This window comes from Gilliamella sp. N-G2 (assembly GCF_002142215.1).
Taxonomy (GTDB): Bacteria; Pseudomonadota; Gammaproteobacteria; order Enterobacterales; family Orbaceae; genus Gilliamella.
In genome coordinates this window covers 117,499-134,717 of sequence record NZ_NAST01000002.1, presented here as the reverse complement: position 1 = coordinate 134,717, position 17,219 = coordinate 117,499, and the positions used below count along the sequence as shown (strand labels likewise).

The window sequence follows — 17,219 nt, the reverse complement described above, 5'->3', positions numbered from 1 at the left end:
TAATTATTCTCCATCCACTCTATTATTGTGCAACACTGACGATCTGTTGAGCTGCATCGACCAAACTTTTTGCGGTAATAACATTTAATTTACTTTTAGCCAGAATCTCTCTTGCCAGTTCTGCATTATTACCTTCAAGACGTACAACAACAGGAACAGTCAAACCTATTTCCTTAATTGCATCAATAATACCATTGGCAATAAGATCACAGCGAACAATACCACCAAAAATATTAACTAATATCGCTTTTACATTTTTATCTGAAAGTATCAACTTGAAAGCTTCGGCAACGCGTTCTTTAGTCGTACCACCACCAACATCTAAGAAATTGGCTGGTTCACCACCGTAAAGTTTAATCATATCCATGGTAGCCATAGCAAGGCCTGCACCATTAACCATACAACCAATGTTACCGTCTAAAGAAACATAACTAATACCTTGTTTAGCCGCAATCGATTCGCGTTCATCTTCTTGTGTGGTATCTCTTAATATGACTAAATCAGGATGTCTAAACATAGCATTATCATCTAACACAACTTTAGCATCTAAACAAATTAACTCTTGTGAATCGGTAATAACTAGCGGATTTACTTCTGCTAAAGAAACATCTTTTTCAATAAAAAAATTAGCAAAATTAACAAATAATTTAGCAAATTGATTGATTAATTTACCGCTTAAGCCAAGTTTAAATGCAAGCTCACGACCTTGATAACCGCATGGCCCAGTTAAAGGGTCAAGCGATATTTTATGAATTAAATGTGGTGATTGTTCAGCAACCTTTTCAATTTCAACACCACCTTCTGTTGAAGCCATAACCACAATACGTTTTGTACTACGGTCAACTACTGCCCCCAAATAAAGTTCTTTTTCGATATGGGAAGCTTTTTCAATTAAAATCTTATTAACTGGTTGCCCTTTAGAAGTTGTTTGATAAGTCACTAAATACTGACCTAACCATTTTTCAGCAAACTGTTTTATTTCATTAAAATCTTTAGTACAAATTACACCACCTGATTTACCACGACCTCCGGCATGTACTTGGCACTTTGCTACCCAAGCATTAGTTTGAGAAGAAAGTTCAGCCAATGTATCTTGTATTTCATCGATTGAATTACACACGTAACCTTCAGGCACAGGCAAATTATATTGTTTAAAAAGTTGTTTTGATTGATACTCATGCAGGTTCATAAATAAATTCCGAAACGTCGATTGCCATAAAATAGTGGCTAATTTTAATGCAAGTTAAAAAAATTGTGTAGTAAATAATTACTTATGTTTATAGTAATTGAGAATTATTGCTGATAATCGGTGACAGTGGTATACTCAAAAAATATATTGTAAAAACAGTAAAGGTAAAAATATGGCACAAGTTGGGATTTTTTTTGGTAGTGATACCGGTAATACAGAAAATGTAGCTAAACAAATCCAACAAATTTTAGGTATAGATAAAGCGGATCTCTTCGATATCGCAAAAACCACAAAACAAAATATTGAAAAATATGATTTTTTATTTTTTGGTATTCCAACTTGGTATTATGGTGAATCTCAAGCTGATTGGGATGATTTCTTTCCTAATTTAGAACAAATTAACTTTAATGGCAAAACGGTCGCAATTTTTGGCTGTGGTGACCAAGAAGATTATTCTGAATATTTTTGTGACGCTATGGGAACTATCCGCGATATTATTGAACCAAAAGGTGCTAGAATTGTTGGTTATTGGTCTACAGAAGGTTATAGCTTCGAGGCATCAAAAAGCTTAATTGATGATAGCCATTTTGTAGGTTTAGCTATTGATGAAGATCGTCAGCCAGAATTAACAGAAGAACGCATTAATAATTGGGTTAACCAAGTAAAAAAAGAAATGAATATTTGATCTATCAAAGTGATTTATTTTATTTTCCGTTCATATTTTTATAATATGCTTAATTAATTAACTAATTTGGAATGTAATATGACAAATCATGATAAAGATAATAATGCAGCACTCAAAAGTGCGGGCTTAAAGGTTACCTTACCGCGATTGAAAATTTTAGAATTATTGCGAGACCCTTCATGTCAACACATTACTGTTGAAGATCTTTATAAAAAGTTACTTGATATGGGCGAAGAAATTGGTCTTGCCACTGTATATCGTGTATTAAACCAATTTGATGATGCAGGTATCGTAACGCGTCACAATTTTGAAGGTGGAAGAGCGGTTTTTGAACTTGCATCACAAAAACATCATGATCACCTAATTTGTTTAGATTGCGGTGAAGTTTTTGAATTTCGGGACGAAATCATCAACAAACGACAAAAAGAAATCGCAGAGCAATATGGCGTTACACTAACCTTTCATAGCTTATATCTTTACGGTCATTGTAAATCAGGTAACTGTAAAGTTCACCCAGAACTTCATGCAAAAAAATAAGCCTATATATATGGGCTTTATTTTACTTATCGAGAGCACTTACTTTTATATTTTAGGTTAATAATTAAATGAAGCAGCTTTTAAATTTTATTCCTCTCATTGTTTTTTTTATATTTTTAACAATTTACGATATTTTTATCGGTGTACAAGCCTTAATGGTTTCGGCAACAATTTCTTTTTTAATTATTCTTGTTATGTATAAAAAACTTGATAAAGTTGAGCTCATATCTTATATGATGATAATGATTTTTGGTAGCGTAACACTTTATACCCGAGATCAAAATATAATTAAATGGAAAGTAACCATCATAAACTTCTTATTTGCTGCAGCATTATCTATTAGTCAGTTTGGTTTCCAAAAAAATCTATTACAAAAAATGTTAGGCAAAGAAATACAGCTTGACATAACCGTTTGGAATAAGTTGAATGTGGTATGGATTGTATTTTTTATTGCTTGCGGAACTTTCAGTTTAATAGCAACATATTATGCAGCAGATAATTTTTTTTGGATCTTCAAAGTGTTTATTTTACCGGGAGCATCATTAGTAATGTCTTTGATTTCAGGCATTTATATTTATAGACATATGAATAAAACTGCTAATAACGGATAAAATAATCTAAGAAAGAGTACTTTTAATATGACACAAAAAGAAAACAATCCAAAAGGACAATTAGTTTTACGAACTTTAGCAATGCCAGCAGACACTAACCCTCATGGTCATATTTTTGGTGGATGGATCATGTCACAAATGGATTTAGCGGGCGGAATTTTAGCTAAAGAAATAGCTAAAAGAAGAGTAGTAACTGTTAATGCGAGTAGTATTACTTTCTACAAACCAGCAATGGTTGGGGATGTTGTTTGTTGTTATGCACATTGTATAAAAACAGGTAAAACATCAATTACTATCGGTATTGAAGTCTGGATTAAAAAAATAACTGATGCTGACAATTCCACCCAACGTTTTTGTATTACTGATGCGACATTTACGTATGTATCAGTAGATAAACATAACAACCCGAAACCATTGCCAGAAATATTTCAAAATTTCGACTGTAATAAAGACCCTATTAGTAAATTAAACTTAAGTTATAGCTGATAAATATGCAATTTACATCATTTCATGCTTTAGTAAGTACATTAATATTTCTTATTTATTGGTTATTGATTGTATCAACCACCTTACGTATTGTGTTTAAAAGACGACCAACCACTTACGTCATTGCATGGATGTTAGTCATCTATATATTACCTATAATTGGCGTACTCCTCTATTTTGCGCTAGGCGAAGCGCATCTTGGTCAACAAAGAGCGAAGCGTGCGCAAAAAATGCGTCCTACTATTACCAAATTTATTAATCGACTAAGTGCTTTTCCTGACATATTCACTACTAAAGTAAGTCAAGTTAGCAAACCTATTTTCCAACTCTGCAAGCATCAAACCGGCCTTGACGGAATCAGAGGCAACCACATTGAATTATTAAGTAACACTGATGTTATTTTTGATCGCCTAATTGAAGACATTAATAATGCTCACTCCAATATTGAAATGGTATTTTATATTTGGAATGAAGGCGGTAGAGCAGATGATGTTGAACAAGCACTAATACAAGCCACGCAGAGAGGTGTTACTTGTCGATTAATGATTGACTCGGCCGGTAGTCGACATTTTATTCGTTCAAACGCCTGCCAAAGAATGCGTGATGCAGGTATTGTTATTGTTGAAGCGTTACAAGTGAATCTATTAAGATTTATGTTTAGACGTCTTGATCTTCGACAACATCGTAAAGTCGCTATTATTGATAACTACATTTCATATACAGGTAGTATGAACATTGTCGACCCAAGATTTTTCAAACAGAACAAACATGTTGGTGAATGGGTTGATATTATGATCAGAATGAATGGACCAGTTACCACGTTAATGGGCGCAATATATGCTAGTGATTGGGAACTTGAAACAGGAAAATATTTAGCACTTCCACAAATTACTGATTTTGCTGAACCACCGGAAGAAAAGAAACATATTATGCAACTTATTCCTTCTGGCCCAGGTTATACTGAAAACATGATTCATCAGGTATTGTTAACATCTATCTATTCTGCTCAAGAACAAATTATTTTCACAACACCTTATTTGGTACCTAGTGACGACATTTTACATGCAATATGTACCGCAGCTCAACGAGGGGTTGAAGTTATTATTATCGTGCCTAAAAATAATGATTCGCTAATGGTAAAATGGGCAAGTCGAGCTTTTTTTTCTGAATTATTAAACGGTGGCGTTAAGCTTTATCAATTTAATGATAATTTATTACATACTAAAAGTGTATTAATCGACGATCAACTTAGTTTAGTGGGTACCGTTAACTTAGATATGCGAAGTTTATGGTTAAATTTTGAAATTACGACAGTGATTGATGATGCACAGTTTGCAAAATCATTATCTACATTATTAGGACAATATTTATCAAAATCGGATAAAGTTAATATAGAAAAATGGAAAAAACGACCAATTTGGCAACGGATTGTTGAGCGACTATTTTACTTTTTTGCTCCATTACTATAATTAATTAACACACTAATTAAATAAACAATTTAGATAGATCATTACTTTTGATAAGATTGAATGCTAATAACCTTTTTGTGAAATATCAGGTAGAAATTGATTATCTGCAATACGAAAAACGCTAGTTTCTAACGTTCCATCTTCATTGAGAGAAATTTCTCGCCATCCAGGTGCATCTTCATTAGATAATTGAAAATCATAGCAATTAGGCTTAAATTGAAAACAAGTAGAAGGTGTTGAAAATGCTTGACAGTTATGCCAAACATGATCTTGTTGTTGGTGAATATGTCCCCAACCAAGACCTCTGAAAGTTGAAAACTTTTTAACGATCTTCTCTAGTTCACAGCTATTTTTCAAAATATGCTTATCTAACCAATGACAACCTGAATTAATAGGATGATGATGTAAAAAGACCATTACATTTTTATCAGGATAGGATAACAACGTCTTTTCAAGAAATTGCAGTTCAGATTCAGATAACCAACCATAAGCCTGACCAAAAACTTGACTATTTAAAAGCACAATCAACCAATTATCGCCAAGCATTACTAGCTTATTTTCAGCTAGTTGGTAATTTGAAAACACTTCCTGCATATGACTATAATTATCATGATTACCAGCCAACCAGACACATGGTATTTTAAATTGTTTGATCTGCTCAGCAAAACGCGCATAGGATTTCATCGAACCATCCTGCACAAAATCACCTGTTGCAACAATTAAATCATATTTTTTATTACTATGCTTAATTTCATTAATAACCGATAAAAAACTCGCATTCGATTTAACGCCTAATAAGGCGCCATCCTCACTCTCAAACAGATGTGTATCAGTAATATGCAAAATTTTTGCACAATACTTATTTTGTATTTGAAGCTTCAAAAGTGACTCCAAAATCTACCTCTATCGTTTATTATATGAAATCATGCCAGTAATAGAATTGATATTGTGATCAACATCACAATTTTTATTTTAAATCATGATGTTATATTAAATTGTAAAATAAATTCTATTTTTAGGAAAGTAATAATTGCTTAGTTTAACAAAAAACTGCTTATTTCCACTCATTCTTTAGTTTTAGATGATTAAGTTGTAACCACTGTAGCGCAATAATTGAAGCGGCATTATTTATTACTCCTTCTTCAACCCATTTATACGCTTGCTCACGACTAACTACATGAACCTTGATATCTTCGTTTTCTTCAGCTAAACCATGCACACCTTTTGCTGTAGAAGAATCAACTTGGCCAACCAATATATGTAATTGCTCTGTTAAACCACCTGGTGATGCAAGATAACTGATAATTGGTTTACATTTCCCAATAACAATACCCGCTTCTTCCATCGCTTCTCGTTTTGCAACTTCTTCAGTGGATTCATTTTCATGATCCATCATTCCCGCAATCAACTCTAGCATCCAAGGACTATCTTGAGTATCAATCGCGGCTATCCTAATTTGCTCAATAAGCACCACCTCATCACGTTTATCATCATAAGCTAAAAGCACCACAGCATGACCTCGCTCCAAAATTTCACGAGTCACCATCTCACTAACAGAACCATCGAATTTACGGTATTGAAAACGATATTCTAATAACGAAAAAAAACCTTTATATAAAGTTCGTTTAGTTAAATTAAAAATATCTTTCTTATTAAAAAGCACTGGCGTAGGTTTATATTTCATATTAAGTTCTCGATTTTAGATTAAATTTTAATAAAAAGTGCGAATCAGGAATAAGGATACTTTCTATATGCTAATTATCTGTTAAAATTATGCAATTGGAAATATTATTCTATTTTATTGCTTTTAAAGAGAAAGATTGATGAAAAAAACTTTAACCTTTTTAATTGGCTTAGCATTAAGTCAATCTGTGTTTGCTGAAAACTTAGTTCAAGTTTATGAACAAGCAAAAGAAACCAATCCAGATTTACGCAGTTCATTGGCTGAAAAAGATAAAGCTTATTCAGCAATTTCCGGCTCTCGTGCAAGCCTACTTCCGCAAGTTGGGCTAAGTGCTTCTTATACTATAGATCATGGGCGTCGAGACATCAGTGGTAAGAACTCTAAAAACGCTAACTTATATCAAGTCGCCGTATCACAAAGTATCTTCAATTTTTCTAATTGGAAAGCTTTAGATATCACAAAAAAACAAGCAACTATTGCAGATATTTCTTATCAATATCAAGGCCAAACATTGATTTTGAACACTTCTGTAGCTTACTTTAATGTACTTAAATGTCTTGATGCGTTAAGCTTTATCGATGCACAGAAAAAAGCAATTGGTCGTCAATTAGAACAAACTCGCCAACAACATCAAGTTGGTTTAGTTGCCATTACAGACGTACAAAATGCACAAGCAAATTATGATTTAACAGTAGCCCAACAAGTTAATGCATTAAATGACTTAAATAACGCTATTGAAGCATTACGCCAAGTAAGTGGACGTTTCTATTCTAAACTCGCTAGTGTTGACACTAAAACCTTCAGAACTGAACAACCGACACAAATCAATACATTATTAAAACAATCTGAAACAGCTAATCTCAATTTATTAACAATGAAGTTAAACCAAGAGATTGCTCGTGACCAAATCAAAATGGCGCAATCTGGCTATATGCCTACTGCTAGCTTAGAAGCATCAACGAATTTAAATAAAACAGATAGTTATGGTAACTTCAATTACGAACGTCATACTGCGGGTAAAAATTATTCAGGTGATAACAAAATTGGGGTTAGTGTAAGTTTACCTTTATTTTCTGGAGGCGCGACAGTATCACAAGTGCAACAAGCACAACATAACTTCGTTAGTTTCAGTGAAAAGCTTGAAAGCACTAATCGTAGTGTAATTAATCAAATCCGCTCATCTTATAACAATATTTCGTCATCAATTAGTGCTATCAAAGCTTATCAACAAGCGGTTGTTTCTGCACAAAGTTCCTTAGAAGCCACATCTTCTGGTTATCAAGTGGGAACTCGTACTATTGTTGATGTACTAAATGCCACTACACAACTTTATAGTTCAAAACGAAATCTATCTGATGCTAAATACAATTATTTAACTAGTTTATTACAGTTGAAATATGCTGTTGGTACTTTAACTGCAAATGATTTAGTTTATTTAAACAATATGTTAGGTAAAGAAGTTAGTACCCTAGCAACGATAAAATAATCTACTATAAATAAAGTTAAATTAGACAGAAAAAGCGATTCTTAGATCGCTTTTTCTGTTTTGGATGATTAATTTATCTAATTTAATTCTATTACTAAATGTATTGCAATATTTATCAAGACATAGCATTAACCATAAACTCAATAAAAATATTAAGTTTAGGTAATCTTTGCTTATCTGCTGTATATAAAATATGAGCTTCTCTAGGCGGGGGCAAAAAATCTTGCAGAATAGGAATTAATTTGCTTTGTTTTATCGACTCATTCAGTACTGACTCAGGTAACATCGTGATACCTAATCCTTCAATAGCGGCTGTAGCCAATGCACTGGTATTATTACTTTGAAATGCGCCAGAAATAGCGATATTAGTTAACTTACCATTTATAGTAAATGGCCAAAAATTATCTTTTTTGGTCGGATTGACATATTGATAAATTAAGCATTGATGTTTCTTCAAATCATCTGGTATTGATGGTACGCCATTTTGAGCTAAATAACTTGGTGAAGCAGCAAAAATTAGCTGTAAGTCACTTAGTTTACGAGCAATTAAACTTGAATCATTTAATGAGCCAATTCGAAACACCACATCAAAATCATCTTTAACTAAGTCGACATAACGATCACTTAATTGAATATCAATATTCACTTTCGGATAACATTTCATAAAGCGACTTATCACAGGAATCAAATTAAATTGACCATAACTAATCGGGGCACTAATCCTTAACCTTCCTTTAGGCTCTTGGCTAAATTGTTGTGCTAATGTTTTTGTACTTTTAATTTCATTTAGAATAAACAAACATCGTTCATAATACTGTTTACCAAACTCTGTTAAATTTTGTGATCTTGTCGTTCGATTAAGCAATTTTAGACCTAAATAATTTTCTAAAAAAAGAATATATTTAGCAATCATTTGTGGGGAAGTATTTAATGAAATAGACGTTGCAGCAAAAGAGCCTGTTTTCACGGTTATAACAAATGCTTCCATACATTTAACTAAATCCATATTAGTAATCCTCAGTTGTTAATAAATCAATTTTGATATTATTTATTGTCATTTTATCAATGAATATAATACAGTTCATCAATTAAATACGGAAATTTAGTGAGCATATAATCATCATTAAACAAAGTTTTGCTGATTAAATTTGCATAACTATTTTTATGTCAGCTAATTATCTTGTGATGACAACTCATTAAAATATAGGTATCAATCTAAGTAACAAAAGGATAAAAAATGGAAAATAAAAGATATACTCTTATCACTGGTGCTAGCTCGGGAATAGGTTATGCAACGGCGATCGCATTTGCCAAAAGAAACAAAAATCTGATAGTAATTGCTCGAAGAAAAGAAAATTTAGAATCATTAAAACAACAAATAGCAGAAATAAATCCCAAAGTTGAAGTTATTATAAAAGTTTGTGATTTAACCAATATACAGTCTAATTATAATTTATTTAATGAGTTAGAAAGTTATTTTATAGAAACTTGGGTTAATAATGCCGGTTTTGGTCATTATGGTAGTGTAAACGATCAAGATTTAACAAAGATTGAAGCAATGCTGAATTTAAATATTGAAGCTTTAACCATTCTATCAACGCTTTATGTACGTAAATATAAAGATCAAGCAAATACTCAGTTGATTAATATATCATCTCGAGGTGGCTATACCATTGTACCAAATGCTGTTACCTATTGTGCCACGAAATTTTATGTTAATGCCTTCACTGAAGGGCTTGCCCACGAACTAATACAAGCTAAAGCTCAATTAAGAGCAAAAGTACTTGCTCCGGCGGCAACACAAACGGAATTTGGCAAAAAAGCCAATAATGTTGATAAATATGATTATGATAAAAGTTTTGCCAAATATCATTCTGCTGATCAAGTGGCTGAATTTTTATTAGCCCTTTATGATAGCAACAAAATAATTGGCGAGATAAGCACGAAAGATTTTTCATTCAGTTTAAAAGATAGTATCTTTCCTTATTCTGGTAATCCAGCAGAAAATCAGAAATAAACAATTGAATACAAGTGATTGAAGTGGTTGAAGGGGCAAAGCCTTCTTTTCTCAACTTTTTTTAGTTAAAAATCTAAAGCCCCTTAAATATGCACTGAAAATCACTGCTGTTAGTCAGTGATTTGCCTTAGTATATTATATTATCGATATTTAGATTAAATGTCGAAAAAACTCCATGCGATATCATTTTATCCTCCAACCAACACTTACCAAGTTTTTAATTACTCATCTAACAAAGTACGAATTAATTGCAATTGATTTATTGACGCTTGTTAAGATTTTTTGCAATTCTTGACGTTCGATAACAGAGCAACAGTTAATATTTGATAACATAACAATAGTATCAATTGAAAAAAATAGAGTTAGAACGTTAAAAAATAATTGATTTGAAAAGCCAATGGATCTAAAAAAGTAAGCGATAAAAATTAGTGGTTAGAATAACAATGTTATTACCGATTAACTACAGAAAAACAAAGTTTAATAATCAGTCTGAACCAGTGATAATTTATTCACATTTCGCTAGTATGATAATGTCAATAACACCTAGCTCCTAAACTAGGATTAAGAACGAATAAATAAGCGTTATGGATAGGTACAAATTACGTAGTTAGAAGATCTAAGGTTAGTTACTATACCATTTATTGACGTAACGGTAAACTGGTATTTATCATTCCGCTCACTTGTCCAATAATCACCAGTGCGGAAGTTAGAACCATTGAAATTGTTCATGGAGCCCCACTCGGTAAATAATCCCGCATTAATGTAACGTTGGTAAAAATTATTAGGTGAAGAAGGTGTAGCACCGACAGCACCCTGACAATTACCAGCCCCTCGACAAGTTGCGTTAGTTAAATCTTTTACCTTAGGTAACCTATATCCAATATTAGTACACCAAGATGAAGAACTAGAATAATCAAATTCATTAAGACCACGATTGACGAACCACTGCTTTAACACAAAACCATACTTGACGATGACATCACCTCCGGGACTATCACGACCAACTAACTCAAATACCTGTGGCAAAGATGGACTATCAATATTACCTGGATTATCCATACTCCACTGTGATGGTTTAGCAACGGGACCTGTTAGAGTGACTCGAACACTTGTATTTATTGAATTTGTCATAGTAGCAGTAATACCACCATGAGAAACTGGCGCCCAATATAAAGCTTCATTATTACCACCAATAACCAAATCAAAATACAAATTATTAGCGCCAGTAGTAGGAAAATTTAAATGGTAAGATGAAGGTATAATTGACTGGGGAAGAAATCCACTATTAGAGTCCCAAATAGAAGAAGGACCAGCAAAACCAGCTCTACTAAAACGCATGTCAGGTTTAGCAAAACAAATCACTGGCGTCGCCTTAGGATTAACATAATAGATCGCACTACTTTCACTAAAACGACGTTCATTAGGGACACCATAACGTGTTTTTAATGTACTGTTAGTGTTAGATAATATTAATCTATACGGCGCCTTACAAACAGTAAGCACTTCATTACGTGCAACAGCTTCATTATTTTTATCAACAATGGATAAACTTAAACTACCAATAGCAGTTATACCATTAATACCCAGGCCATCACCATCATCATCACCCCAATAATTATATGGTGAGTCAATAAGTGTACTTAACGAAATTGAATTAACATTAGTCGGTATTAACATACTAATATCAGCAAAACTCTGACCAATTTCAGGTAACTCAATAGGATTGGTTAAACTTGAATTGTTAGTTATTGGTGTAAAGTTCGTACCATCAGAAAGAGATATCCCAAGCATACCATCGGAATTAGTCACACGTGTACGTCCACCATCGAAGGTTAAATAGGGAGCTGAACCATGAATAATATTGGCAGTTTTAGATATAAATGCGTAATTAGAAAAAGAGATAAAAAGTAAAATAACTACGGTTAACGCAGAAAAAATCTGCCGAGATAAAAAGGTTAAATTAAAAAATTTTGAAAAATTTCGCAGAACTTTGTGGAAAAATAAAATGTAACGAAGTAATAAACAGCTTAATCTAAATTTAAACAAAGTTAAGTTATAGGTTGTCCATGCTGCTTGTTTAATATTAGAATACATCTCGACAATCCATTAATTAATATTTTGATTTATTTCCATTTTTACAACACCAATTGGATTTTAACCGTTTACATCAAACAGTTAAAAAAGTATAGTGACTGGAAAAATGAGATGCAACATTTTTTTATTTTTTATTGTTAACTTTCGTAAAGAGTTTACTAAAAGATTGCAATGTTTAACTCATTCATATAACTGAATTTAGGGGGTACAATTTATTCTATGGATTTAGGTTAAATAATCGGGATAGTATCCCTTTACAGCAACTATTTTACATAAAAAGCTATAACAGATTTTTGTTGACTACAGTCATTATTTATTTAATAAAATAGATTATCTTTTTGTAGAAATCATCAGGTAACCTAGACCAGCAATCTGTATTAATTTACAAATAATATAGAGTTAATGAGTTCAAACAACTTCCCCAATACAGTAATTTTTTTTAAATAAGGAGTAATAAAAAGTTGTTATTAATTACATTCATTTTGCAATTTATAAAATAGGTTATTTTTTTATAAAAATAGTCAAAAAGCCTATACCGTCAGCTGATGTTTATTGATTAAAAATTTTCACTGAAAAAACTTTCCCTCAAAAACAAATTGGCCCAATTAGAGCGGATGGTTCCTACTACCACTACAAAATTGTTTTTTATCGTCCACTTCGTCAGCGTCATTGCCTTGGCAAGGCAATTATTTTTTAACATCCTAACTCTATTTTACCTATCCCTAGCTTACGTACCAACTAACCGCTAAGGATAAACGCAAATCCCGCTGTCTTTCTGAGAATGCATGTTAGTCACATAACCATAGCACGAGGAAACGGCAAACGGGCTACCGTCATTTGTATCACCCGTCCAATAGGGGTTGGAGTAGAAGTCGGTACCGCTATAATCGGTGATGCATCCCCACTCAGTGAAGAACCCGGCGCCAATTCGACGCTGATATGTATTATTAGGTGACGATGGAGTAGCACCGACAGCACCTTTACAGTAAGAACTTGACCAAGATCCCTGACAAGTCGCGTTAGTTAAATCCTTTACTATAGGCAACCGATAATCACCAATTTTTGTACACCATAAAGATGTACTTGAATGAGAGTATTCACGAGAACCACGGCTGACGAACCACTGCTTTAACACAAAACCATACTTGACGATGGCATTACCTCCGGGACTATCACGACCAACTAACTCAAATACCTGTGGCAAAGATGGCATATCGATACGAGTTGGATTATCTGAAATCTGTTGCGAAGAGTCCATAACGGCCGGGCCAGTTAGAGTGACATGAACACTAGTTTTTGTTGGAGATGTCATAGTCGCCGTAATACCACCATGCGAAACTGGCTCCCAATATAAGACCTGATTAATACCAGCTATATTTAAATCAAAATATAAATTATGCGCACCAGTAGTCGGAAAGTTTAAATCATAAGACGATGGCATAACAGACTGAGTTAGAAAACCATTATCAATGTCCCATATGTGAGTAGGACCCGCATATACTCCATTACCGTTAAAATAGTTAGGCTTAGCAAAACAAATCTCTGGCTTAGCCTTTGGATTAACATAGTAAGTTGCATCTCTCGCACTAAAACGACTTTCATTAGGTACACCATAACGTGTTTTTAGTGTAGCTTCACTATTAGATAAGGTTAATTTATAAGGGGCATTACAAATTGTTAACACGGTATTGCGTGATACAGCCTGATTATTTTTATCAACAATGGATAAACTTAAACTACCCGTAGCAGTAATACCACTAACGCCTTGACCATCGCCATCATCATCACCCCAATAATTATAGGGTGGGCCAATAAGTGAACTTAATGCAATAGAATCAGTATTTGTTGGTACCGACATACCAATATTCGCAAAACTCTGACCTGCAACAGGTAACTCAATAGGATTGATACTTGAATTAGGGGTTGCGGGGGTGAATTTTCTACCATCAGAAAGGGATATCCCGAGTAACTCCTCGGAATTCGTTACTCGGGTTTGACCACCGTCGAAGATTAAATATGGCGCATTACCACTAATTACATTCAAAGTTTTAGTGGTTAAGGCTAGGCTAGAATAGGAAGTTATTAACAATAAACCAAACAATAACCCTAAAAAGATCTGCTGGGATAAAACGCAACGATCTAACGATCGTGATAAAACTCGTACGATTTCACAAAATTTTAATAAAAAATAAATTGGAGTGAAAAATAAAGATTGTGAACTTAACTTAGCCGAATTTAAATTATATGTTGTCCATGTTGGGGAGTGAAAATTATAATCCATTCTGACGTTCCTGTCATATAACCTCATGTTTAATATAAATTTTACATCCTTGATCGACTAATCCTCAGTCGATCATTTCTTTTAAAAAAGTTAAAATAGTATAAAGATCAAAAAAAATCCCCGCAACCTATTTTCTTCTCTTAACTATTAACTTTCCTAAACAAAAACACCTAAAGATGAGAATGTCTAAACTTTTTAGATCTCAAAATTAAGAGGACTATCAAGTCATAATTATATTTCTACTAAATTCATTAAAGATAATTTTCGTAACTAAGTATTCTGTTTTTTTAAGCGCACGTTGAATAAACATCACCATTAATCAGTTGTTAGATAAGTATTATTTTTTATGTTAGCTATATTGAATTAAGTTGACTTGGATTGTGAATTGTTTGATATTTTTTGGGGGGATTGGGTTAACCATTAAGGAATATTTATTCGATAAAATCGGCAAAGATTTGTCTTTTTTTATTTGCAGATGTAAGTTTTATTCTGTCCTTGTTACAAAATTACTATTTGTTATTAATCTTTGCTATTACTGAGTTTTTTTGAACATTTTCATCTTCTTTTCTTATCGGCATCTTAACATATCAGATTTATTAAGATGCCCTTTTTAAGGATTAAGAAAAGCGCGTTAAGAGATACGCATCCCCGGTTTAGCTCCGCTATCTGGTGATAATAGATAAACACCTTCATTGTCATCTTTACCACTAGCACAAAGAACCATACCCTCTGAAACACCAAAACGCATTTTACGAGGTGCCAAGTTAGCAATCATAATAGTTAAACGACCAATTAATACTTCTGGTTCAGGATAGTATTGTTTGATACCTGAAAATACATTACGGGTTTCATCACCAATATCTAACGTTAATTGCAATAATTTATCTGAACCTTCAACAAAACTAGCGTTTTTGATTAAGGCAACGCGCATATCTACTTTAGCAAAATCGTCAAAATTTATAGTTTCCGCAATTGGTTCGGCTACCTTTTCTTTTGCTGGTGTAGTTGCTGCCACTTGCTGTTTAGTTTCTTCAATCATGTTATTAATTTTATCCATATCAATTCGGTTGAATAAAGCTTTAAAACTGTTAATTTTATGACCGGTTAAGGCTTTATCTATTGTATGCCATTCTAATTGACTATTTAAAAATGCTTCACTACGTTCAGCTAATGAAGGTACGATAGGTTTTAAATAGGTCATTAATATACGGAATAAATGGATCCCCATAGAACAAATATCTTGTAATTGCTGATCTTGATCTTGTTGCTTAGCAACCACCCACGGCGCTTTTTCATCAATGTAGCGGTTTGCTTCGTCAGCTAAAGCCATAATTTCACGTACCGCTTTACCTGATTCTCGTTTTTCAAAAGCATCAGCAATAACTTGCGATTTTTCGACAAATAAGGCGTAAAGTTCTGGTGCAGCAATATTATCAGATAATTTGCCGTCGAATCTTTTACTAATAAATCCAGCCGAACGTGATGCGATGTTAACCACTTTATTTACCAAATCGCTATTAACTCGTTGAACAAAATCTTCAAGATTAAGATCAATATCATCAATATGTGGCGACAATTTAGCGGCATAATAGTAACGTAAACAATCTGGATCCAGATGTTTTAGATAGGTACTTGCTTGAATAAAAGTACCACGAGATTTTGACATTTTAGCGCCATCAACAGTTACATAACCGTGTACAAAAATATTTGATGGTTTGCGATGTTGACTACCATCTAGCATTGCTGGCCAAAACAAACTATGGAAATAAACAATATCTTTACCAATAAAATGATAAAGCTCGGTCGTTGAATCTTTATTCCAGAACTCATCAAAAATCGCTTTATTATTTTTATTACAATAGTTAAGGAAAGATCCCATATAACCAATTGGAGCATCTAACCAAACATAAAAATATTTACCTGGTGCATCAGGAATTTCAAAACCAAAATAAGGGGCATCACGGCTGATATCCCACGGTTGTAGACCTGCTTCAAACCATTCTTGCATCTTATTAGCAACTTGTTCTTGTAATGTACCTGAACGTATCCACGTTTGTAACATTGTGGCAAACTCAGGTAAATCAAAGAAGAAATGCTCAGATTGTTTTAAAATCGGCGTTGCGCCTGAAACGACTGATTTAGGATTAATAAGATCAGTAGGATTATAAGTCGCACTACATACTTCACAATTGTCGCCATATTGGTCTGGAGCTTTACAACGAGGACAAGTACCTTTTACAAAACGATCTGGTAAAAACATCTGTTTTTCAGGGTCAAACAGTTGTGAAATAACCTTAGTTTTAATATAACCATTCGCTTTTAAACGTTTATATATTTGTTCTGATATTTCACGATTTTCAGGACTATGAGTTGAATGATAATTATCAAAACTAATGTTAAATCCGGCAAAATCACGTTGGTGTTCGACTTTTACTTCAGCGATCATCTGCTCAGGAGTGATGCCTAATTGCTGAGCTTTCAACATAATCGGCGTTCCATGCGCATCATCGGCACAAATAAAATAGATTTCATTGCCACGCATGCGCTGGTAGCGAACCCATACATCAGCTTGAATATGTTCAAGCATATGACCTAAGTGAATTGAACCGTTTGCGTATGGAAGCGCACAAGTCACCAATATTTTGCGTTGAGTTGTCATGTTAAATTATTACCTTTAATT

Annotated in this window: 14 protein-coding genes; 7 read left to right on the top strand and 7 right to left on the bottom strand. The window is 33.3% G+C overall.

Annotated features, from left to right (window positions below):
* Positions 1-22: 22 nt before the first annotated feature.
* Entirely contained in the window at positions 23-1,189 is a 1,167-nt protein-coding gene (gene sucC / locus B6C99_RS01685) for an ADP-forming succinate--CoA ligase subunit beta (RefSeq protein WP_086358247.1), read from the bottom strand.
* A gap of 172 nt (positions 1,190-1,361) precedes the next feature.
* Between sucC and fldA the strand changes: the two genes are divergently transcribed.
* The 5 genes from fldA to cls all read left to right on the top strand — a co-directional run bounded on the left by fldA (position 1,362) and on the right by cls (position 4,977).
* Positions 1,362-1,874 (top strand): flavodoxin FldA, encoded by a 513-nt coding sequence (gene fldA, locus B6C99_RS01680; protein WP_086358246.1) that lies wholly within the window; start codon positions 1,362-1,364, stop codon positions 1,872-1,874.
* A gap of 78 nt (positions 1,875-1,952) precedes the next feature.
* Positions 1,953-2,411: a ferric iron uptake transcriptional regulator gene (fur, locus tag B6C99_RS01675; RefSeq protein ID WP_086358245.1), complete on the top strand. Its 459-nt coding sequence runs from the start codon at positions 1,953-1,955 to the stop codon at positions 2,409-2,411.
* Between the two features lie 68 nt (positions 2,412-2,479).
* Positions 2,480-3,022, top strand: coding sequence for an inner membrane-spanning protein YciB (locus B6C99_RS01670; RefSeq protein WP_086358244.1), 543 nt, complete (start codon positions 2,480-2,482; stop codon positions 3,020-3,022).
* A 27-nt stretch (positions 3,023-3,049) separates the two neighbouring features.
* The gene (gene yciA / locus B6C99_RS01665) at positions 3,050-3,508 is read left to right on the top strand and encodes an acyl-CoA thioester hydrolase YciA (protein WP_086358243.1); all 459 of its coding nucleotides are present in this window, start codon (positions 3,050-3,052) and stop codon (positions 3,506-3,508) included.
* Between the two features lie 5 nt (positions 3,509-3,513).
* Positions 3,514-4,977, top strand: coding sequence for a cardiolipin synthase (gene cls, locus B6C99_RS01660; RefSeq protein WP_086358242.1), 1,464 nt, complete (start codon positions 3,514-3,516; stop codon positions 4,975-4,977).
* A 63-nt stretch (positions 4,978-5,040) separates the two neighbouring features.
* On the opposite strand, the gene cpdA is transcribed toward cls, so the two are convergent.
* Both cpdA and nudF read right to left on the bottom strand, forming a co-directional pair.
* Positions 5,041-5,859, bottom strand: coding sequence for a 3',5'-cyclic-AMP phosphodiesterase (cpdA, locus tag B6C99_RS01655; RefSeq protein ID WP_158092421.1), 819 nt, complete (start codon positions 5,857-5,859; stop codon positions 5,041-5,043).
* Positions 5,860-6,031: 172 nt separating this feature from the next.
* Positions 6,032-6,661 (bottom strand): ADP-ribose diphosphatase, encoded by a 630-nt coding sequence (gene nudF / locus B6C99_RS01650; protein WP_086358240.1) that lies wholly within the window; start codon positions 6,659-6,661, stop codon positions 6,032-6,034.
* A gap of 139 nt (positions 6,662-6,800) precedes the next feature.
* On the opposite strand from nudF, the gene tolC reads away from it, so the two are divergent.
* Positions 6,801-8,147, top strand: coding sequence for an outer membrane channel protein TolC (gene tolC, locus B6C99_RS01645; RefSeq protein WP_086358239.1), 1,347 nt, complete (start codon positions 6,801-6,803; stop codon positions 8,145-8,147).
* Positions 8,148-8,262: 115 nt separating this feature from the next.
* On the opposite strand, the gene B6C99_RS01640 is transcribed toward tolC, so the two are convergent.
* Positions 8,263-9,153, bottom strand: coding sequence for a LysR family transcriptional regulator (locus B6C99_RS01640; protein ID WP_086358238.1), 891 nt, complete (start codon positions 9,151-9,153; stop codon positions 8,263-8,265).
* A 231-nt stretch (positions 9,154-9,384) separates the two neighbouring features.
* Between B6C99_RS01640 and B6C99_RS01635 the strand changes: the two genes are divergently transcribed.
* Positions 9,385-10,164, top strand: coding sequence for an SDR family oxidoreductase (locus B6C99_RS01635; protein ID WP_086358237.1), 780 nt, complete (start codon positions 9,385-9,387; stop codon positions 10,162-10,164).
* 582 nt (positions 10,165-10,746) lie between these two features.
* Here B6C99_RS01635 and B6C99_RS01630 read toward each other — a convergent pair.
* The 3 genes from B6C99_RS01630 to metG all read right to left on the bottom strand — a co-directional run bounded on the left by B6C99_RS01630 (position 10,747) and on the right by metG (position 17,198).
* On the bottom strand, positions 10,747-12,258 hold the full coding sequence (locus B6C99_RS01630; RefSeq protein WP_086358236.1) for a hypothetical protein: 1,512 nt from the start codon (positions 12,256-12,258) through the stop codon (positions 10,747-10,749).
* A gap of 745 nt (positions 12,259-13,003) precedes the next feature.
* On the bottom strand, positions 13,004-14,539 hold the full coding sequence (locus tag B6C99_RS01625) for a hypothetical protein (protein ID WP_086358235.1): 1,536 nt from the start codon (positions 14,537-14,539) through the stop codon (positions 13,004-13,006).
* Positions 14,540-15,170: 631 nt separating this feature from the next.
* The gene (metG, locus tag B6C99_RS01620; protein ID WP_086358234.1) at positions 15,171-17,198 is read right to left on the bottom strand and encodes a methionine--tRNA ligase; all 2,028 of its coding nucleotides are present in this window, start codon (positions 17,196-17,198) and stop codon (positions 15,171-15,173) included.
* Positions 17,199-17,219: the final 21 nt, after the last annotated feature.